General features: G+C 50.6%; 18 protein-coding genes. 12 read left to right on the top strand and 6 right to left on the bottom strand.

Annotated features, from left to right (window positions below; translation table 11 throughout):
• Positions 1 to 375: 375 nt before the first annotated feature.
• Entirely contained in the window at positions 376 to 1,404 is a 1,029-nt protein-coding gene (galE, locus tag ACJJIQ_RS22540) for a UDP-glucose 4-epimerase GalE (protein WP_445363099.1), read from the bottom strand.
• 339 nt (positions 1,405 to 1,743) lie between these two features.
• Here galE and ACJJIQ_RS22535 point away from each other — a divergent pair, with 339 nt between their 5' ends.
• From ACJJIQ_RS22535 to ACJJIQ_RS22525, 3 genes are all read left to right on the top strand, one after another.
• Entirely contained in the window at positions 1,744 to 3,666 is a 1,923-nt protein-coding gene (locus tag ACJJIQ_RS22535) for a PrkA family serine protein kinase (protein ID WP_413664238.1), read from the top strand.
• A gap of 238 nt (positions 3,667 to 3,904) precedes the next feature.
• Complete coding sequence (locus ACJJIQ_RS22530) at positions 3,905 to 5,182, top strand: YeaH/YhbH family protein (protein WP_445363098.1); 1,278 nt, start codon at positions 3,905 to 3,907, stop codon at positions 5,180 to 5,182.
• Positions 5,182 to 6,771 (top strand): SpoVR family protein, encoded by a 1,590-nt coding sequence (locus ACJJIQ_RS22525; RefSeq protein WP_444912041.1) that lies wholly within the window; start codon positions 5,182 to 5,184, stop codon positions 6,769 to 6,771. Before ACJJIQ_RS22530 ends, ACJJIQ_RS22525 begins: the two co-directional genes overlap by 1 nt.
• Before the next feature lie 76 nt (positions 6,772 to 6,847).
• On the opposite strand, the gene ACJJIQ_RS22520 is transcribed toward ACJJIQ_RS22525, so the two are convergent.
• Positions 6,848 to 7,420 (bottom strand): helix-turn-helix domain-containing protein, encoded by a 573-nt coding sequence (locus ACJJIQ_RS22520; protein WP_413664235.1) that lies wholly within the window; start codon positions 7,418 to 7,420, stop codon positions 6,848 to 6,850.
• Between the two features lie 532 nt (positions 7,421 to 7,952).
• Between ACJJIQ_RS22520 and ACJJIQ_RS22515 the strand changes: the two genes are divergently transcribed.
• From ACJJIQ_RS22515 to ACJJIQ_RS22495, 5 genes are all read left to right on the top strand, one after another.
• Positions 7,953 to 9,173, top strand: coding sequence for a multifunctional CCA addition/repair protein (locus tag ACJJIQ_RS22515; RefSeq protein WP_445363097.1), 1,221 nt, complete (start codon positions 7,953 to 7,955; stop codon positions 9,171 to 9,173).
• Positions 9,166 to 9,894 (top strand): pteridine reductase, encoded by a 729-nt coding sequence (locus tag ACJJIQ_RS22510; protein WP_444899182.1) that lies wholly within the window; start codon positions 9,166 to 9,168, stop codon positions 9,892 to 9,894. The genes ACJJIQ_RS22515 and ACJJIQ_RS22510 overlap by 8 nt, the downstream gene beginning before the upstream one ends.
• Positions 9,895 to 10,002: 108 nt before the next feature.
• Positions 10,003 to 10,698 carry a response regulator transcription factor gene (locus tag ACJJIQ_RS22505; protein ID WP_413664232.1) on the top strand — a complete coding sequence of 232 codons (696 nt, stop codon included), beginning with the start codon at positions 10,003 to 10,005 and terminating at the stop codon, positions 10,696 to 10,698.
• A complete protein-coding gene (locus ACJJIQ_RS22500; RefSeq protein WP_445363096.1) occupies positions 10,682 to 11,929 on the top strand; it encodes a sensor histidine kinase in 1,248 nt (415 codons plus the stop codon). The genes ACJJIQ_RS22505 and ACJJIQ_RS22500 overlap by 17 nt, the downstream gene beginning before the upstream one ends.
• A 202-nt stretch (positions 11,930 to 12,131) precedes the next feature.
• Entirely contained in the window at positions 12,132 to 13,190 is a 1,059-nt protein-coding gene (locus tag ACJJIQ_RS22495) for a type 1 glutamine amidotransferase domain-containing protein (protein ID WP_445363095.1), read from the top strand.
• 21 nt (positions 13,191 to 13,211) lie between these two features.
• Here the strand turns inward: ACJJIQ_RS22495 and ACJJIQ_RS22490 are convergent, their stop codons facing one another.
• Complete coding sequence (locus tag ACJJIQ_RS22490; protein ID WP_282934464.1) at positions 13,212 to 13,673, bottom strand: winged helix-turn-helix transcriptional regulator; 462 nt, start codon at positions 13,671 to 13,673, stop codon at positions 13,212 to 13,214.
• A gap of 148 nt (positions 13,674 to 13,821) precedes the next feature.
• Between ACJJIQ_RS22490 and ACJJIQ_RS22485 the strand changes: the two genes are divergently transcribed.
• Complete coding sequence (locus tag ACJJIQ_RS22485; protein WP_445363094.1) at positions 13,822 to 14,934, top strand: NADH:flavin oxidoreductase; 1,113 nt, start codon at positions 13,822 to 13,824, stop codon at positions 14,932 to 14,934.
• Between the two features lie 69 nt (positions 14,935 to 15,003).
• Here the strand turns inward: ACJJIQ_RS22485 and folK are convergent, their stop codons facing one another.
• Genes folK through tsaD form a run of 3 tightly spaced genes read right to left on the bottom strand, consistent with a single transcriptional unit; the run spans position 15,004 to position 16,966 of the window.
• Complete coding sequence (gene folK, locus ACJJIQ_RS22480; protein ID WP_445363093.1) at positions 15,004 to 15,495, bottom strand: 2-amino-4-hydroxy-6-hydroxymethyldihydropteridine diphosphokinase; 492 nt, start codon at positions 15,493 to 15,495, stop codon at positions 15,004 to 15,006.
• A gap of 2 nt (positions 15,496 to 15,497) precedes the next feature.
• Positions 15,498 to 15,887: a dihydroneopterin aldolase gene (gene folB / locus ACJJIQ_RS22475; RefSeq protein WP_020411528.1), complete on the bottom strand. Its 390-nt coding sequence runs from the start codon at positions 15,885 to 15,887 to the stop codon at positions 15,498 to 15,500.
• Between the two features lie 44 nt (positions 15,888 to 15,931).
• Complete coding sequence (tsaD, locus tag ACJJIQ_RS22470; protein ID WP_445363092.1) at positions 15,932 to 16,966, bottom strand: tRNA (adenosine(37)-N6)-threonylcarbamoyltransferase complex transferase subunit TsaD; 1,035 nt, start codon at positions 16,964 to 16,966, stop codon at positions 15,932 to 15,934.
• A 173-nt stretch (positions 16,967 to 17,139) separates the two neighbouring features.
• Between tsaD and rpsU the strand changes: the two genes are divergently transcribed.
• The 3 genes from rpsU (at position 17,140) to dnaG (ending at position 19,979) form a co-directional block, all read left to right on the top strand.
• Positions 17,140 to 17,355, top strand: a complete 216-nt coding sequence (gene rpsU / locus ACJJIQ_RS22465; RefSeq protein WP_020411530.1) for a 30S ribosomal protein S21 — start codon at positions 17,140 to 17,142, stop codon at positions 17,353 to 17,355.
• A 197-nt stretch (positions 17,356 to 17,552) separates the two neighbouring features.
• On the top strand, positions 17,553 to 17,999 hold the full coding sequence (locus ACJJIQ_RS22460) for a GatB/YqeY domain-containing protein (RefSeq protein WP_108731584.1): 447 nt from the start codon (positions 17,553 to 17,555) through the stop codon (positions 17,997 to 17,999).
• A gap of 15 nt (positions 18,000 to 18,014) precedes the next feature.
• Positions 18,015 to 19,979 (top strand): DNA primase, encoded by a 1,965-nt coding sequence (dnaG, locus tag ACJJIQ_RS22455; protein ID WP_445363091.1) that lies wholly within the window; start codon positions 18,015 to 18,017, stop codon positions 19,977 to 19,979.
• The last annotated feature ends 58 nt before the right edge of the window (positions 19,980 to 20,037 follow it).

Below are 20,037 nucleotides of genomic sequence, written 5' to 3'. Positions count from 1 at the left end.
AACGAGATAGCTGTATTTATATACAGTTACGCATAACTTAGCAAGAGTGGTAATTAGGAAAATTGAAGTAATAAATGCTTCCATATATTGATAACTATCAATAGAGCGTTATACATACAACCAGACAGACAAATAATTCTTATTCTTCGCTAATCAGAAACGTTCAAGTCAATCAACAGGATTGTATCTATCGGTAGTATAATGGCCCCTTAACGCAGGTACTGTTGATATAATTTTATTTAGAACATGAAAGAAACTCATTGCCTGCAATATCCGCATGGAGCTGCGCAAGCAATGAGCATTATCAGGTTGATAGAAAAACCTAACCCTCTGTGAGGCAAAAAATAGGATCAAATTTCCTTAACTTAATTTTGCCTAATCTGCACTGTACCCTTTAGGATTTTTATACTGCCAACGCCAGGTATCTTTCACCATACGTACTAAATCATACTCAGCTTTCCACCCCAGCTCTGTTTCAGCCAGCTCTGGATCTGCGTAACACTCTGCAATATCTCCGGGTCTCCGCGGAGCAATGTTATAGGGAATTTCCTTCCCGCTGACACTCTCGAAAGCACGAACGACTTGTAAAACAGAACTGCCCTGTCCCGTCCCCAGATTATGGGTATAACAACCCTCAGAAATTTCTTCTTTACAAATTAAGTTTAGCGCCGCCAAGTGTCCGCGAGCCAGATCAACTACATGTATATAATCTCGAACTCCAGTACCATCGACGGTATCATAATCACCACCAAAAACCTGTAGCTGCTCCAATCTACCTACTGCCACTTGGGAAACATAGGGTAGTAAGTTATTGGGGATACCACTGGGATCTTCACCAATAGTCCCACTTTCATGGGCTCCAATCGGATTGAAGTAACGCAACAAGCTCACTTTCCACCGGCTGTTCGGCGCAGCACAAAGATCGCGCAACATGTTTTCCACAATCAACTTACTTGAGCCGTAGGGGTTGGTTGCGCCAGTAGGGAAATCTTCTTTAATTGGTACTGTTTCAGGATCACCATAGACTGTTGCCGACGAACTGAAGATCAGGCGATGAACCCCAAACTCCTCCATCACCTCACATAAAGTTAAGGTCCCAGCTACATTATTCTGGTAATAGCGCAGAGGCTGCACAACAGATTCACCAACTGCTTTTAACCCCGCGAAGTGAATTACGGCGTCAATCTTATGATCAGAGAATACTTTGCGTAAACCTTCCTTATCACTAATATCCAGATGGTGAAAAGGGATATCTTTGCCAGCAATTAACTCGACCCTCCGTAGGGCTTCCTCACTGCTGTTCGATAGGTTATCCACAACTACAGGCTCAAAGCCGGCAGCAAGCAACTCGATACAGGTATGACTGCCAATATATCCGGCACCTCCAGTCACCAAAATCGCCATTTATGTTCCTCAATATTTCTCTAATACCCAATATGGGCTGTAGTAAAACGTAAAACAGCCGCCCAATTCAACCTATATAAGTGACATTCCACTGTCTCATTCAAAGGGAAAGCTATGCTGGAAAAGCTGGAGAGCATTCAACACTTACTCCAGCAAAGAACAAGGTTCACAACGGCAATAACGATAGTGCTTCACGCCAAGCGTATCCCAAACACGATCTGGACTTTACAGCTCATACATCGCTCGTCACATTTGGGCAAGAGAAGCCAAGGGCGTACGACATCCTAACCAAAGCAGGAAACTGAGCTAAATCCAGTAGGCTACAGGGAGGTAGACACCATGACAATTTTCAATCACTACTTGGAAAGATACGAATCTATCCAAGACGAGGAACTCAGTATTCAGGAATACCTGGAGCTGTGTAAGACAGACCGCAGTGCCTATGCGTCACCAGCCGAGAGGATGCTGATGGCCATCGGCGAGGCCGAACTGGTAGACACCTCACGGGACCCGCGCCTGTCACGTATTTTCTGTAATAAGGTTATTAAGCGATACAAGGCCTTCAGTGAATTCTATGGTATGGAGGAAGCCATAGAGCAAATTGTCTCTTTCTTCCGACATGCCGCACAGGGTCTGGAAGAGAAGAAGCAAATCCTGTACTTGCTAGGTCCTGTTGGCGGCGGAAAGTCATCCCTTGCAGAGCGGCTAAAAGCCTTGATGGAGCAGGTGCCCATCTATGCAATTAAGGGATCGCCAGTATTTGAATCTCCCTTGAGCCTTTTCTCTCCTACTGAGGATGGCCGCATCCTTGAAGAGGACTACGGCATTGCACGTCGATACGTCAACACTATTATGTCTCCCTGGTCTGTTAAGCGATTGCATGAATTTAAAGGGGACATCAGTAAATTCCGTGTCGTAAAAATTCGTCCATCTATTCTCGATCAAGTTGCCATCTCAAAAACAGAGCCCGGTGATGAAAATAACCAGGATATTTCATCACTAGTTGGCAAGATCGACATTCGTAAGCTTGAGGATTTCCCCCAGAATGACCCTGATGCCTATAGTTTTTCTGGTAGTTTATGTAGGGCCAACCAGGGACTGATGGAGTTTGTCGAGATGTTCAAAGCGCCTATCAAGGTGCTTCACCCCCTACTAACTGCAACACAAGAAGGGAATTACAACAGTACTGAGGGGTTGGGGTCAATTCCGTTCAACGGTACAATCCTCGCTCATTCCAATGAATCAGAATGGCAATCCTTCCGCAATAATCGCAACAATGAGGCTTTCCTGGATCGTATTTATATCGTCAAGGTGCCCTACTGTGTAAGAGTGCAGGAAGAAATACGAATCTATCAGAAACTGCTAGAAAATAGCTCCTTGTCAAAAGCTCCCTGTGCACCAGACACCCTGCGGATGTTGGCGCAATTCTCTGTATTGTCGAGAGTTAAAAACCCTGAGAACTCCAGCCTTTATTCAAAGATGCGTATCTATGACGGTGAAAACCTGAAGGATACCGACCCCAAAGCAAAAACCATTCAGGAATACAGAGATAATGCAGGGGTAGATGAAGGCATGAACGGACTATCCACCCGTTTCTCCTTTAAGATCCTCTCAAAAGTTTTCAATTTCGATGCTACTGAGGTGGCGGCAAATCCAGTCCACCTACTCTATGTTCTGGAACAGCAAATAGAGCAGGAGCAATTTCCACCAGAAGTGCAAGAGACTTACCTCGGGTTTATCAAGGAATATTTAGCTCCAAGATATGTAGAATTTATCGGTAAGGAAATCCAAACAGCTTACCTGGAATCCTACGCTGAATACGGCCAAAACTTGTTTGATCGCTATGTCACTTACGCTGATTTTTGGATACAGGACCAGGAATATCGTGACCCAGAAACCGGTGAAATACTGGATCGCGGCGCCCTTAATGAAGAGCTTGAAAAGACAGAAAAACCTGCAGGAATTTCCAATCCGAAAGATTTCCGCAATGAAATAGTCAATTTTGTACTCCGCGCCAGGGCTAACAATCAAGGAAAAAATCCCGACTGGAGATCTTACGAAAAATTACGTGCCGTTATCGAGAAAAAAATGTTCTCCAATACGGAAGATCTTCTGCCAGTTATATCCTTTAATACCAAGGCGTCAGCAGATGATAAACGCAAGCATGCAGACTTCGTTGCGCGTATGGTTGAACGGGGCTATACCGAGAAGCAGGTTAGACTGTTATCCGAATGGTATCTACGCGTGAGAAAATCTCAATAGTAAGGTTTTCCTCCATTAAGGTCACTGGAAAAACACGAGGAAGCCAAACCCGGATACTGATTAGATCATTAACTTTTAGTGAGCACTTAAATGATTTCACAGCATCTCATCGGAACTCTCAGTGGCTCGCTATAGTGAAGATACCAATAATTGTGTTTGGTGGATTCAGCAGGAAATATTCTGAATAGATTTATGGCGATGGATGCCTGTGAGCTTTATTCAGAACAAAGGCAGAAATATGAGCTATATCATCGACCGCCGCTTGAATGGAAAGAAAAAGAGTACCGTTAATCGGCAGCGATTCTTAAGGCGCTATAAGGCTCACATTAAGAAAGCTGTCGGCGACGCCATGAATAGCCGCTCTATTATGGACATGGATAAGGGAGAACAAATCAGTATCCCTACTCGGGATATCAGCGAACCCTTATTTTCTCACGGTAGCGGTGGGCACGTAGAGCGAGTATTACCCGGAAACAAGCAATTTACTGCTGGTGATCGTATCCCTCGTCAAGGTCAGCGAGGCGGTGATGGAAATGGTGGTGGTGCCAGTGATAGCGGGGAAGGGGTTGATGAATTTGTCTTCCAGATATCACAAGAAGAGTTTCTGGACTTTATGTTTGAGGGACTCCAGCTGCCCAATATGATCAAGCAACGCCTGGCCGGCAACGAGTCTTTTCAAATAGTACGTGCCGGAATTAGTAATGAAGGAACTCCAGGTCGTCTCAATGTGATCCGCTCACTCAGGGCTGCCCATGCAAGACGCATAGCCTTGACCAGTAATAAGCGAAGAAACCTACGCAATTTAGAGGAAGACCTATCCCAAGAAGAAAACAAAGATACTGCTCTGCGAGACCAGCGCAAAATTGAGGCTCTTAAAAACCAAATCGCCGAACTTCGCAGCCGTATCAATCGAGTCCCTTTCCTCGATGATTTCGACCTGAAATATAACCTGCTGATTCGACAACCAAAACCTCGATCTAGGGCGGTGATGTTTTGCCTGATGGATGTATCCGGTTCGATGAACCAAGCCACAAAGGATATGGCCAAACGCTTCTTCTTGCTTTTGTATTTGTTCCTACAGCGCAGTTATGAATATACAGAAGTCGTTTTTATTCGACACCACACTAGCGCCAAAGAAGTTGATGAAGAGGAGTTTTTCTATTCACGGGAAACTGGCGGCACCATTGTCTCAAGCGCGCTCAAATTAATGCGACGTATTATAAGAGATCGCTACCCCGCCAGCGAATGGAATATCTATGGAGCCCAGGCCTCAGATGGTGATAACTGGAACGACGACTCCAGTACCTGCCACCGAATCCTTATCGACGATATTATGCCCCATGTGCAGTATTACTCTTATGTGGAAATCACTCCCAGAGATCACCAGGCCCTGTGGGAAGAGTATGAAAGTGTCCGCACTTTATTCCCCAATCACTTTGCTATGGAGCAGATTGTCGATGTACAGGATATTTATCCGGTGTTCCGACAACTGTTCCGCCAAAAGGTGACTGCCTGATGCTCGACAAATTTGCCAGTGGCGCTGAAGCATCTGAATCTGAGTCGCGTCAGCCCATATCAACAAGCTCAGAATGGACTTTTGAATTAATTCAGGAATATGATCGCGCCATCGGCGCACTGGCAGAAGAGTTTGGGTTAGATACCTACCCAAATCAGATTGAGGTTATCTGCTCAGAGCAGATGATGGATGCCTACTCCTCGGTAGGAATGCCAGTGGGTTATCACCACTGGTCTTTTGGCAAGCAATTTATCAGCGTGGAAAATAATTACCAGCGCGGATTGATGGGGCTGGCTTATGAAATAGTCATTAATTCTAATCCCTGCATCGCTTACCTCATGGAAGAAAATACCATGACAATGCAGGCTTTGGTGATTGCTCACGCCTCCTATGGGCACAATTCTTTCTTTAAAGGGAATTACCTGTTTCGCTCCTGGACAGATGCCAGCAGTATTATTGACTATCTGATCTTTGCCAAAAATTATATTTCCCGCTGTGAAGAGCGCTACGGGCTTGATGAAGTCGAGGCCATTCTCGACTCCTGTCATGCCCTAATGAACTACGGTGTAGATCGCTATAAACGCCCTTACCCAATCTCGGCTATTGAAGAAGAACGCCAACAGCAAGAGCGAGAAGAGTACCGCCAAAGACAGCTCAATGATTTATGGAGGACCATCCCAAAACTCGGTGACGGTATAGAGGAGACAAAGGAGAAACGCTTCCCCGAAGAGCCTCAGGAGAATATCCTGTACTTTGTTGAGAAAAATGCCCCTCTCCTGGAAAACTGGCAACGGGAGCTAGTGCGCATTGTACGTAAGCTGGCCCAATACTTTTATCCACAGCGGCAAACCCAAGTAATGAATGAGGGCTGGGCTACCTTCTGGCACTACACTCTCTTAACCGAGCTGTACAAGCGCGGGCGGGTGACTGAAGGCTTTATGATGGAGTTTCTACAAAGCCACACCAATGTTATCTACCAACCCTCTTTTGACAGCCCTCACTACAGCGGTATCAATCCCTATACCCTGGGCTTCAGTATTTTTACTGACTTACGGCGTATCTGTGAAAGCCCCACTGAAGAGGATCGCCGCTGGTTCCCAGACATTGCTGGAAGTAACTGGCGTGAAACCCTTCAATTCGCCATGCGCGACTTCAAAGATGAAAGTTTTATTTTACAATTCCTGTCTCCCAAGGTTATGCGAGACATGAAACTGTTTTGTATCAGCGACAACGATAAAGAGAACGATATCATTGTCAGCGCAATTCACGATGAGAGCGGTTATCGCCAGTTAAGAGAGAACCTTGCGGGACAGTACAACCTGGGCAATCGGGAACCGAACATCCAGGTATATTCAGTAGATACCCGTGGTGACCGTTCACTGACCCTGCACCACACACAACACCGCCGTCGCCCTCTTGGTAAAGATACAGCAGAGGTATTAAGGCATCTTCACCGGCTATGGGGCTTCGATGTTCACCTGAACAGCTTGAACGGGGATCAAATAACGGCCAGTTGTCACTGCCCAGAGCAAGGTCGGGACCGACCGGAGGGTGAAGAAGAGTCTATGTTAATACCAAAACCCATATAGGTTTCAGCGCGGGAACTGTTGAAATACCAGCCCCGCACAGAATGGGGAAATAATACCCACTTGCGAATCGCGCTACTTAGGCATCAGCTTCCAACAAAAGCTTGGCCTTTGCAGAAAGTTCACCGTGCTCAGAACGGTGAGTTAAAAGAGCATCAGCTCCAGCATCCAGCCAACGGGCTTTTTCGCCATCGTCATCAGAAGGCACAACCAGAATGCTCAGGTTCGAGTATTCACTGCGGGATCTGAGGTAGTCCAGCACCTGAAACCCACTCTCCCCAAGCAATCCAGTGTCAACCACTAACAACGCCGGCTTGGCACTCGCCATCAGGATACCAGCGGAAAAACTATCACTAGCTACTTCTACTTCACACCCCATCTGCTGAAGCGCCTGGCGTCCACCTGAAGTCAGCTCAGGATCAGTCGTTAACAAAAGCACTTTTCGACTGGGAACTGCCAGGTCGTTCGGAACTGGCATTGAGTTGTCCCGCAGGAAGCCCACGAAATCCTCAACACAGATACGGTGGTCACCACGCCCTGGAAGTTTGTATGCCTTGAGCTGGCCACGCTCAATCCAGCGAATCACCGTTCGGAAGTTAACACCGCAGTACCTGGCTGCTTCCCCGGTGGTTAGCACATGTAATTCGCTCATCTTTATTCTCCCCAACAACTGCGATTAAAAAGAAGAACAGTCAACTTCCCGAAAGTATCCTCTGCCCCACAGAGTTACACGTGAAATTATCCTGCCCAGCTGAACCGCCCCTATAAATTATGCTGTTTAATGCTGCAAACCCAGCCCGAAATTCGGTCCATGTAATTAATTAACGAACAGCGGAACAACCCCCTCAAAAAATACTAATAGATATAGTTGACAGGTAAGACAGGTTTCTTAGAATGGCACTAGATTCGTGACTTGGGACTTGTCACGCGATCCCTTCCAGTGGTGTGGCCGTTAAGTCAGAGCCCCCACAGTTGGCAAAGAAATGTTTGCTAAGCGAATACCCTAAGACCCTGGGCCCCCTTGTTTTTTCGGGGCCTTTTTTTTATCTTGCCGAAGCTTCTTACACTCCTACCGCTCATCCTCCGTCCAGCAGACAAACCTGGAACAACGCCGGAACAAATGGACTTATGGCAGTACAATCACCTATCAGATCACTGGTCCCTCCAGCTCTGGAGCAAATGCTTTGAAGATCTACCTTGTTGGCGGCGCAGTGCGCGACAGACTTTTGAATCGCCCAGTCACCGAGCGTGACTGGGTAGTGGTTGGGGCAGATGCAGATAGAATGCAGGACCTCGGATACAGCCCAGTCGGCAAAGATTTTCCAGTATTCCTACACCCTGAGACCGATGAAGAATACGCGCTCGCTCGCACCGAAAGAAAGAGCGGCCACGGCTATGGCGGTTTTACCGTTAACGCCGATGCCAATATCACTCTGGAAGAGGATCTCCTGCGGCGAGACCTCACTATTAATGCCATTGCAGAAGACATCGACGGCAAGCTAATAGACCCCTACGGAGGGCAGAAAGATCTGGAGGCACGGCTTTTGCGCCATGTTTCTCCTGCATTTGCCGAAGACCCCCTAAGAATACTGCGAGTAGCCCGCTTTGCCGCCCGCTACCATCACCTTGGCTTTAGCGTTGCCCCTGAGACCATGATACTCATGCGCCAGATGGTAGAAGCGGGTGAAGTGGAATATCTGGTGGCCGAGAGGGTCTGGAAAGAGGTAAGCCGGGCGCTTACCGAGCCAGACCCCGATATATTTATTCGAGTACTGCGAGACTGCGGTGCCCTCTCGGTACTGTTACCAGAATTAGAGAATTTGTTTGGTGTTCCCCAGCCGCCCAAACACCATCCCGAAGTGGACACTGGAGAACACGTACTGCTAGCCCTGCGCGCCGCACCGGCAGAGCTCCCCTTGCGTTTTGCAGTACTGCTACACGACCTGGGCAAAGGACTGACTCCCGAGGAGATTCTCCCCAGCCACCACGGCCACGAGGCCGCAGGCGTACCTCTTGTAAAGGCCGTCTGTGAGCGCTGGCGTACCCCAAAAGACCTGACTGCACTAGCTGTCGGGGTCTGCGAATACCACCTGCATTGCCACAGAGCCTTCGAATTGCGCCCACAGACCATTATGAAAATGATCCGCAGTCTGGATGCCTTGCGACGTCCCGAGCGATTTGAAAACTTTCTTCGCGCCTGTGAGGCAGATGCCCGAGGTCGTGAGGGGCTGGAGAATCGAGATTATCCACAGGTGGAATTTTTGCGCGCCGCTCGAGATGGGGCAGCGGCAGTAACTGCCGAGGAGTTGATTAAACAGGGCTACCAGGGTGCGAAGCTGGGGCAAGCACTGGACCGGGAGCGCATCAAGGCAATCGCCAGAGTAAAGGATAACTACATTGCGTAATGTGTTGATTACCGGTGCCGCCGCACGCCTGGGCCGTGCTATTGCTGAAGAGCTGCATAGAGATCACAGAGTTGTTATTCACTATCGCAACTCGGCTGATGCTGCCAAGGCCCTGGCAAACGAGCTGAACCAACTTCGCCCCAACTCTGCCATAGCGTTGCACAGTGAATTGAATAGCGCCGAAGCCTGTTCCAATCTGGCCCAGCGCGCGCAAGAGGCCTGGGGCGGTATTGATGTTCTGGTCAACAATGCCTCTGCATTTCACCCCACACCTGTGGGAAAGGCGACCGAGGAGGACTGGGATCGGCTGGTAGGCAGTAACCTCAAAGCTCCCTTCTTTCTCACTCAGGCCCTGAAAGAAACACTCTGCCAACAACAGGGTTGCGTTGTTAATATGGCGGATATTCACGCCGAGCGCCCGATGCCCAAGCATACTATTTACTGCGCCGCCAAGGCTGGACTGGTAATGCTGACAAAAAGCCTCGCTCTGGAGCTATCGCCCCAGGTGCGGGTCAATGCAGTCGCCCCCGGTGCCATTCTTTGGCCGGAGCAAGAGGCAACTAACGAAGCCAAGAAAGCACAAATCACCCAGCGCATTCCTTTGGCCCGAACCGGTGACCCCAGCGATATCGCCAAAACCGTGCGCTTCCTGATCTGTGACGCCCCCTATATCAACGGCCAGGTTATTGCCGTTGACGGCGGCCGTAACCTCAATATCTAGAGCGGTCCAATCAATATCTAAAACAGTCCAACAACGGGGCTTCACTTCAATTTCACCGGCACTCTGTCAGAATGCTTTGTAACTTCCTCTGCCAAAAGAGATTTGCCGGTGCGCTCACTGAAGATATTGTTGATTGAAGATAACCCCACTATCGCCCGCCAGCTTGCCGAATTCCTGCACGCTGAGGGCTGGCAGATAGATTATGCCCAGCGGGGCCGCCAGGGCTTACAGCTGGCCCTGGAACAAATCTTCGACCTGATTATTCTCGACCTGGGCCTGCCGGATATGGACGGTTTAGAGGTCTGCGAAAAGATCAAGGCACAAGCGCCAGTTAACATGCCAATTCTGATGTTAACTGCCCGAGATGCTCTCGCAGATAAAGAACGCGGATTTGGTATCGGTGCCGATGACTACTTATGTAAACCCTTCGAACCAAGGGAACTGATACTGAGATGCCGCGCCCTGGCACGTAGACACCAGCTGCATACCAGTGAAGAAATTAAGGTCGGTGATTTACAGATAAACCAGCGCCAGCAAACGGCCTACCGGGATAAACAGCCTCTGCCCCTGACAACTATCGGTTTTCGCATTCTCACTATGCTCGCCCAGGCGTCGCCAGCACCAGTAAGCCGCTCGGCAATAATCCACCATATTTGGGGTGATGAACCCCCAGAAACAGACGCCTTAAAATCCCACATTTATAGTCTTCGCCAAACACTGGATAAGCCTTTCCAGGCCCCTATGTTGAAAACCATCACCAATCTCGGTTATCAGTTGGAAACTCCCAATGCGCGAAACCAGTAATTTACAGAGGAAGGTCTTCGCTATTTTTGGCAGTTTTACCCTGCTGCTATGCTTGGTGTTTTTTGCCATTTGTATGATGGTGGCCTATGTAGTTGAAGACCATTTACTTGATAACTTATTGGCCGGAGAAGTCCGCTACCTCGAACAGCAGGCAAGACTGACTAATGCGACCCCAGAGCCACGCCTACCCTATTTAACGCTATACACTGAAAGCAAAATAATTCCGGCCGAGCTGCGCACTGCCTTACCAAGCTATGCAGAAAAGGCTGAGTGGTTTAGTGATACGGAACATCACTTCCACTTACGCAGAGTACATTTTCCGGACAACCATTCCGCCGTTCTCGTAGCTGAAGTCAGTGAATTGCTCACTGTTACCCGACAATCTTCAAAGCTTCTCTGGCTTTTTGCCAGCGCCTGTATCTTGACCCTACTCTTAGCCCTCTATTGTGCCTTTCGTATTTCCCGTAAAACCATCGCGCCTGTAGTAACCCTCGCTAAAGCAGTTCAGCAGCAGAGAAACTGCGATTCTCAAATTTCCCTGCCCTATAACAATGAACAAGATGAAATCGGTTATCTCGCAAGTACGCTGCAAGATACACTTAACCAGCTCAAGCTAACATTGCGCAGGGAAACTGAGTTTACCCGGGATACAAGCCATGAATTGCGCACCGGGCTAACCATTCTGAAAAGCACACTGGCTCTCAGTCAAAATCGGGAAATGACTTTAGCTGAGAAAAGTGAGCTATTAGAAACTGTTACCGGTATGGAAAAAACCGTTAAGACACTATTAGCCCTCGCCCGCTCTGAGTCTCTACAGTCGGAAGATATCCCATTGCGTGCTGTACTAGAGGAGCGTCTTTTAACTCAACACCAGCTAATTGTACAAAAGCATTTTAATGTTGATTTAAAATTAGGGCACAAAGCCAGAGCCCTGGCTAATCGACACCTGGTAAGTCTGCTATTCGACAACTTGATCAGCAATGCATTACAGCACGCTACCAGCCCTGAGTTGGTTATTACCTATAAGGGGGACACACTCTTTTTTGAGAACGCCACAGACAACCAATTAGATCTAGAAACCTCCCTCTTACCCGGCCAAAAGAGGGAAGGCAGTGACGGTATTGGTCAAGGCCTTTTCCTGGCCAAAAGAATCTGTGAAGCCTTAAATTGGGCCATCTCTGTCCAATGTCGGAACAATATTTATCAGTGTGCTCTGTCTTTTACACAGTAGTGTTCTAAGATTCAAATTTTTACCGTATGCGCTCGAGATGCACAGTGAATCGGCATCCATACCTTATACGATCTCGAGTGCAGCTTTTTCTTTCTTCCTAAATAGCAATTACAATCTCACCTGAATTTCACCTTCCATCCCTTATTCTCCTACGAACTCACTAGAAGATTTTCCGTCTACTACTGCAATTTTGGAGATTAATATGTTGAAGAAAATTGTTATTTCCCTGGCACTGACTTTGTCCGTATTTTTTGGTTTTATTATTTGGATTAAGGGCCTAATTCCACCCCAAGAGCAGGACTTTTCCACTACGACAGTAAGTGACCTGCCGTATTTACAACAATTACCCAGGGAAAGCCGAGGAAAAATCTTAGCTGTTGTCACCAGTACTGAAACGATGGGAGATAGTGGCAAGGCAACTGGTTATGAATTAACTGAACTGGCACGCCCCTATTACATCTTTTCAGCCAACGGATTTATTGTCGATATTGCCAGTCCCAAAGGCGGCAAACCGCCTGCGGTGATCGATAAAGATGATCTAGGGCCTTTCGACTATGCCTTTCTCAATGACCCGGAGGCACAACAAAAGGTCAACAACAGTATTCCTATCGATCAGGTATCAGCAGAGAATTACCAGGCAGTATTTTTTGTCGGCGGTAAAGGCACCATGTTCGATTTCCCCGACAATCCCCATATCCAGTCCCTGGTGCGGGAAATCTATAACAGCGGCAAAATTATCGGAGCGGTATGCCACGGGCCAGCGGCCCTTGCCAATGTCACCCTGGATAATGGCAAGCCCTTAATCGCCGATCGGCAGATCAGTGCTTTTACTAACGAAGAGGAACTTTTTCTTATCCCTGACGCCGAGCAACGATTTCCATTCCTGCTTGAGGATCGCTTACGTGAGCAAGGCGCGTTTTTTCAGGCTGGGCCCACTTACCTGGAACAAGTCAGCGTGGATGGCCAGCTTATTACCGGGCAAAACCCCTGGTCCACCTGGCTGGCGGCTGAGAGTATGGTAAGCGCGATGGGGTATACCCCTGTTCCACGCCAAGTCACTCCGGCGGAGCAGACCGTCAAATTACTACTCACTTATGAGCAGCGCGGCTTTACCGAGGCCACAGAGAAATTACACAAGCTTCAGGAGAAAGGGAAAATAGACCAGCGTCTACTAGCCATGCACGGCGTTGTCTCTGTTATGCGTTGGGAGCCGGGCAGAGCTCTGGACATAATCAGACTGCTGTCCAAGAGCCAGGATTGATAGAGCCCCTCAAAAAGCCAGCTAGCCAGCCTGCTCTAGGGGCTGGCCATTTTCATCCACAAATAATACATCGCGAATACTGAGTTTTTGTCCCTGGGCATTCTGCACAGCCACTTCGGAGATAGGCTCACCACTGTTTTTATCAACCAGGTGCATCCCATCTTTATTGCCATTCCAGCGCAGATTCCACTGGCGCAGGGCGATTACCACCGTAAACAGGTCCCGACCTTTTTCCGTTAAGCGGTACTCGTAGCGAGTACCGTGTTCGCCCGCATCAAAGCGTACCAGCACCTCGTTATCCACCAGACGTGATAACCGATCCACAAGGATATTTTTGGCAATTCCCAGGTTTCTTTGGAAATCCACAAAACGGCGGGTACCCAGCATCGCCTGCTTAATTATCAGCAGGGACCACCAGTCCCCCACCTCATTTAGGGCGCAAGCCAGGGAGCAATCAAGATCATCAAAGCGTTTACGTGACATACCCCTAGTATACCGGCAAAAGAGTTGCAATACGAAACCAGATATTGAACTCAACCTTAAAATAAGGTCTTATAACGCAACCGTTTTAATTGTGACCTAGTGGGACCAGTGAGTCCCAGAGTTGAATCGAGACATTCAGGAGAGAAATATGAGTGGTTCCCTGGACAACCTACTGCGTCCTTTCGAGCATAAATCCCTAAAACTTCGCAACCGGGTCGCAATGGCCCCCATGACCCGCACCATGTCACCGGGCTATTCAGCCAATGACCAAGTGGCCGGCTATTACCGCCGCCGTGCCGAGGGCGAAGTGGGACTAATTATTACCGAAGGCACCTTCGTTAATCATAAAGCCGCAAACGGCTACGAGAATGTTCCGGCAATCTACGGTGAGGCCGCTCTTGCCGGCTGGAAAAAAGTGGTAGACGAAGTACACGCTGCCGGTGGCCAGATTATCCCGCAGTTATGGCACGTAGGCTCCGTGCGCAAAGAGGGCATAGGCCCGGATAAATCAGTGCCCGGCTATTCCCCCTCAGGCTTGTTCAAACCCGGCAAGCCCAATGGCCAGGCGATGAGCAAAGAGGACATCCAGGAGGTTATACAAGCTTTTGCAGACGCAGCCAAAGCAGCCAAGGAAATTGGGTTTGACGGTGTAGAGATTCACGGCGCCCACGGCTACCTGATCGACCAGTTTTTCTGGGAAGGTACCAACCAACGCGATGACGAGTACGGTGGCTCCATCGAAAATCGCACCCGCTTTGCAGTGGAAATTATCAAAGCGGTACGTGAAGCCGTAGGCGAAGATTTCGCCATAGTGCTGCGCTACTCCCAATGGAAGCAGCAGGATTACGAAGCCAAGTTGGCGCAAAACCCGGAAGAACTGAAACGCTTCCTAACACCGCTAGTTGAAGCCGGCGTTGATATTTTCCACGCCTCTACAAGACGCTTCTGGGTGCCAGAATTTGAGGGTTCTGATCTCAACCTGGCAGGCTGGACCAAGGAATTGACGGGAAAACCGGTAATTTCTGTCGGCAGTGTCGGCCTTGACGATGATTTTATCGGCGGCAATAACCAGGGCATGGGTGGCACGGCCAATCCTACCGATTTAGGCGAACTGACCCGCCGTATGGACAACCAGGAGTTCGACCTAATTGCCGTTGGCCGCGCGCTATTACAAGACCCACACTGGTTCGCCAAGGTGCGGGAAGATCGCGCGGAGGAAATCACTCCGTTCACTAAAGAAGCGCTAATGAGCCTAAGTTAATTACTCCTAATAAAAAAGCAGCCTCAAAGGGCTGCTTTTTTATCTACTTTTTTTAGAAATTTATTGGAATCACGGCCAAAGAAATTCCACCGGCCACAATTTTTGTGAAGCCTGGTCGTACTCATCCCACAGCTGACGGTAAGTTTTCTGCTCGACCGGGTGCAATTCTTCTGGAGCAATCTCTGCCAGAGGCTGTAAAACAAAGGCATTTTTTACAATCTCACCTCTAGGCAATTTTACCCCATCGACAGTTCCGGTCAGGTGATCATAGGTGAGAATATCAATATCCAGAGTGCGCGCGCTGAACTTGGGCCCGGAGCGCAGGCGGCCGTTGGCATCTTCAATACCGCGCAGACACAGGGCCAGCTGTCCTACCGGCAAGTCAGTTTGCAGCCCCACCACCAGGTTGTAAAAGTTATCGCCCTGGAAACCCACCGCTTCACTTTCGAAGACCCGGGACACCTGTAGTTCGCCAAACCGCCCGGTCAAGGCATCCAGCGCTGCGCGGATATATTGCGCACGATTGATATTACTGCCGAGGCTGAGATACACCTGAGCCACGTTTACACTCCCGCAGACATCGCTGCTGCACCTTTTGCCGGCCTCTCGCCGCGCTCAATAATGACACCCACATCCCTGGACCCTCTGACCGCACCCGGCTTGGACAACCGCAGTCGCAGCCAACTTACAGAAAACTCTTCCCTGACAATTGCCGCAGCCTGCTCTGCCATGGTCTCCACCAACAGAAACTCACTGCTTTCAATAAAAGCGATCAAGCGCTTGGCCACCGCTTTATAGTTAAGTGTGTACTCGATATTGTCTGTACGCGCCGCCTCACTAATATCGAAGGCCATCTCCAAATCGAGACTGACCGTCTGGCGCACTTCCCGCTCCCAATCGTAAATACCAATAATGGTATTCACCTTTAAATCCCGTATATAAACAATATCCATTTATCGGCTCTTTTCTTTTTAATGCCAGGCTATCCCTGGGATTTTTAAAGTTCGGTCTTGGGCAATTCTGTCATAGGCCAGCGCGGACGCACATCTACCGCAAGGCTCGTCTGCTCCCCTGCTTTTAAACGCAAACTACCGGCGTAGGCGATCATGGCCCCGTTATCAGTGCAGAATTCATGGCGGGGATAGTAGACGCTGGCGTTATCCTTTCGCAGGCTCGTTTCCAAACGCTCACGCAATAATTTATTTGCGGAAACTCCACCGGCAATCACCAGGGTTTTATAGCCGGAAGCCTTAATAGCGCGACGGCATTTAATCACCAGGGTGTCCACTACCGCCTCCTGGAAAGCCGCAGCAATATCTGCGCAAGTCTGCTCGTCTGGCAAACCATCCTCGAGGGCGTGTTTACGCACTGTTGTCAAAGTGAAGGTTTTAAGGCCTGAAAAACTGAAATCCAACCCCGGTCGATCAGTCATAGGACGCGGGAAAGTAAAACGTTTGGGGTCTCCTTTCTCTGCCAGGACAGCCAAACGCGGGCCACCGGGATAATCCAGGTCGAGCATTTTGGCGGCCTTATCAAAGGCTTCGCCGGCGGCGTCATCCAGGGATTCACCCATCAATTCGTAATCGCCGAGCCCCCGCACCTCCACCAGCTGGGTGTGTCCGCCGGAAACCAGCAGGGCCACAAAAGGAAAGGCAGGCGGATTATCCTCCAGCATTGGGGCCAGCAAGTGGCCTTCCATATGGTGCACCGCCACCGCCGGGATATCCCAGCCATAGGCCAGTGCACGGGCCGCGCAGGCCCCGACCATCAGCGCTCCCACCAGACCGGGGCCTGCGGTATAGGCGATGCCATTGAGGTCTGAAGGGCTCGTATCGGCCTTCTTCATTACCTGTCGAATCAGCGGCAAGAGTTTGCGCACATGATCGCGGCTCGCCAGCTCGGGGACTACACCGCCATAATCGGCATGCAGGTCCACTTGACTGAACAGGGCATGGCTGAGCAAACCGGACTCAGAATCGTAAATAGCGACGCCAGTTTCATCGCAGGAAGTTTCTATACCAAGGACGCGCACTTGATCTCATTCTCGTGACTACTTCGAGGGGTGGTTATCATACTGGAAAATGGGGTTGCGATCCCGTATAGGAGTGTTTAGAATTTGCGCCCTCGCTGTGAACCGGCCACCGGATGCAACTGCGAGAGCATTGCCGGAATGGCCGAGAGAAACGAATTTTAACAGGTATCCTAATGCCCTCTGTACGAATCAAAGACAACGAACCTTTCGATATCGCCCTGCGCCGTTTCAAGCGCTCCTGTGAAAAAGCAGGCGTACTGTCTGAAGTACGTCGTCGCGAGTTCTACGAGAAGCCCACCGCTGTTCGTAAGCGCAAAGCTGCTGCCGCTGTAAAGCGTCACGCTAAAAAGCTTCAGCGCGAAAACCGCAAGTTCCAGCGTCTCTACTAAGAGCCGCAGGCTGCATAAGCCTGTCGCAGCGAGGCGGCCGGACGGGCTTAGCCCGTAGCGGAGCTATAAAGAACGGCGTGCGAGCCATACTCGCGCGCCGTTTTTCGTTTGGGCTAACGCATTTCCCCCGCCCAGCAGACAAGCTATCCTAAGCCCCTGATCCAAAATTCATTGCCAACAATCTCGGAACACTCATTATGAGCACTCTCAAGGAAACCCTGACTCAAGCCACTAAAGACGCAATGAAAGCGCGAGACAAAGAGCGCCTGGCCACCCTGCGCCTGATCAACGCCGAGATCAAACGCGTTGAAGTCGACGAGCGCATCGACCTGGATGACGCCCGCATCCTGGCCCTGCTGGACAAAATGACCAAGCAGCGCCGCGACTCCATTACCCAGTACGAGAAAGCTGGCCGGGCTGAACTGGCAGCAGTAGAGCAGGCTGAAATTGAAGTTATCCAGGAATTCCTGCCGAAGCAGCTGAGCGAAGCTGAGATCACCGATATCGTTGCCTCCGCCGTCAAAGACACCGGTGCCAACAGCATGGCGGATATGGGCAAAGTCATCGCCCAGGTTAAACCCCAGGTGCAGGGCCGTGCAGATATGGGCGCGGTGAGCAAACTGGTGAAGGCCCAACTGGCCTAAGCTGAGCGAATCCCCATGGCCGGCAAGATACCCCAGCACTTTATTGACGATCTGCTCGCAAGGGCAGATATCGTCGAGCTGGTGGACAGCCGGGTCAAGCTGCGTAAAACAGGCAAAAACTACTCTGCCTGCTGCCCCTTCCACGACGAGAAAACCCCATCGTTTACCGTGAGTGCGGACAAGCAGTTTTATTACTGCTTCGGCTGCGGCGCCAATGGCAATGCCATCGGCTTCCTCATGGAGTACGACCGCCTGCCCTTCCCAGAAGCGGTGGAAAAACTCGCGGCCACCCGTGGACTGGAAGTTCCCAGGGAACAACTGGCACCGGGGCAAGAAAAGCGCCAGCGGGAGAGTCAATCTCTCTACCAGCTTACAGAGAAAGCCGCCGACTACTACCGTGAACAGCTGCGCAACCACCCCGCCGCAGGCAATGCGGTGGCCTACTTGCGTAATCGCGGCCTCTCCGGTGAGATTGCCCGGGACTTTGGTATCGGCCTTGCGCCCCCGGGCTGGGACAACCTGCTCAATGCATTAGCCGATACCCCCGAGAAAGCGGATCAACTGGAACTGGCAGGCCTGGCCATTCGCCGCCAGGACAGTGATGGCAATACCAAGCCCAACGCGCGCCACCACTACGACCGCTTCCGCAACCGTATTATTTTCCCGATCCGCGACCAGCGCGGGCGCGCCATCGCCTTTGGCGGGCGGGTACTGGGCGACGACAAACCCAAGTACCTGAACTCCCCGGAAACCCCGATTTTCCACAAGAGCCGCGAACTCTACGGCCTGTGGGAAGCGCGCCAGGCCAACCGCAATTTAGAGCGCCTGATTGTGGTTGAAGGCTATATGGATGTGGTGGCCCTGGCCCAGTTCGATATCCGCTACGCCGTCGCCACCCTGGGCACCGCTTGTGGCGAAGACCATATTCAACTCGCCTTCCGCCACACCTCGAAACTGCTGTTTTGCTTTGACGGCGACCGCGCCGGCCGCGCTGCCGCCCGCCGTGCTCTGGAGTCGGCCCTGCCGCAGATGCAGGACGGGCGCAGCCTGCGCTTCCTGCTGCTGCCGGAAGGCGAGGACCCGGACACCCTGGTACGCCAACTGGGCGGTGAACGTTTCCAGCAGTTAATTAAGGAGCAATCCCTACCGCTGGAAGATTTTCTCTTCGACCTACTGAGCGAAGATATCAACCTGCAGACCATGGACGGCCGCGCGCGCCTGTCCAAACTCGCCGCTCCCCTGCTGGACCTGCTGCCCGATGGCGTCTACCGCCAGCTGATGTTCCAACAACTGGCCTCGCGCACCGGGCTCGACAAGGAAACCCTACAAGAGGTTATCCGCACAGAAAAAGCTCGCGCGCCACAACAGCCTCACCCGCAACCTACAGCTGCACAGGGAGATCCAAGCCAAGCACCCTCCCCTCACGAGGACCTGGAGCACCGCACACCGCCGGAACCCTGGCAGCGCGACAACAACTTCAGTGAAAGTACAGCACCGAGTTGCGACAGTCCGCGCCGCCAGAGCCAATATCTCCTGCCGCCAGAGCGCATGCTGATCGCCCTGCTATTGCACCATCCGGAGCTGGCAGCACAAATCGAAAATCCACAGCAGTTCCCCATCGAGGGCAATGCAGACCTGGCATTGTTTATCCAGCTGGTAGAGCTGTACAAAAGCCGCCCCCAATTAAATTTCTATCAATTGATCGGCCACTGGCGTGCACACCACAGCGCAGAATCTTGCGATACCCTGGCCAAGCTCGCAATTTCTCCACTGGTATCGGTCGCGCGGCAGCTCGCCCAGGATGACAGCAACCTGGAATACGATCCGCACACCGAATTTAACGACTGTCTGCTGCGCCTGAAACAAGCTGCAGACAAACAGCGCAACCGCGATTTACTCGATCAACTCAAGAACAGCGCCCAGTTGAGCCCCGAAGAACAACTGGCTCTATTAGCCAATTGGCGAAAAAAGCAGAATTAATAAGCGCCAACCCCTTGAAAACTGCGGGCTCAGCACTATATTCACTCACCCCCGCCGG

Source organism: Microbulbifer maximicatervae (SeqCode) (genome assembly GCF_052468295.1).
The sequence above is the reverse complement of the archived record's forward strand: the minus strand, read 5'-3'. Positions and strand labels throughout refer to the sequence as shown.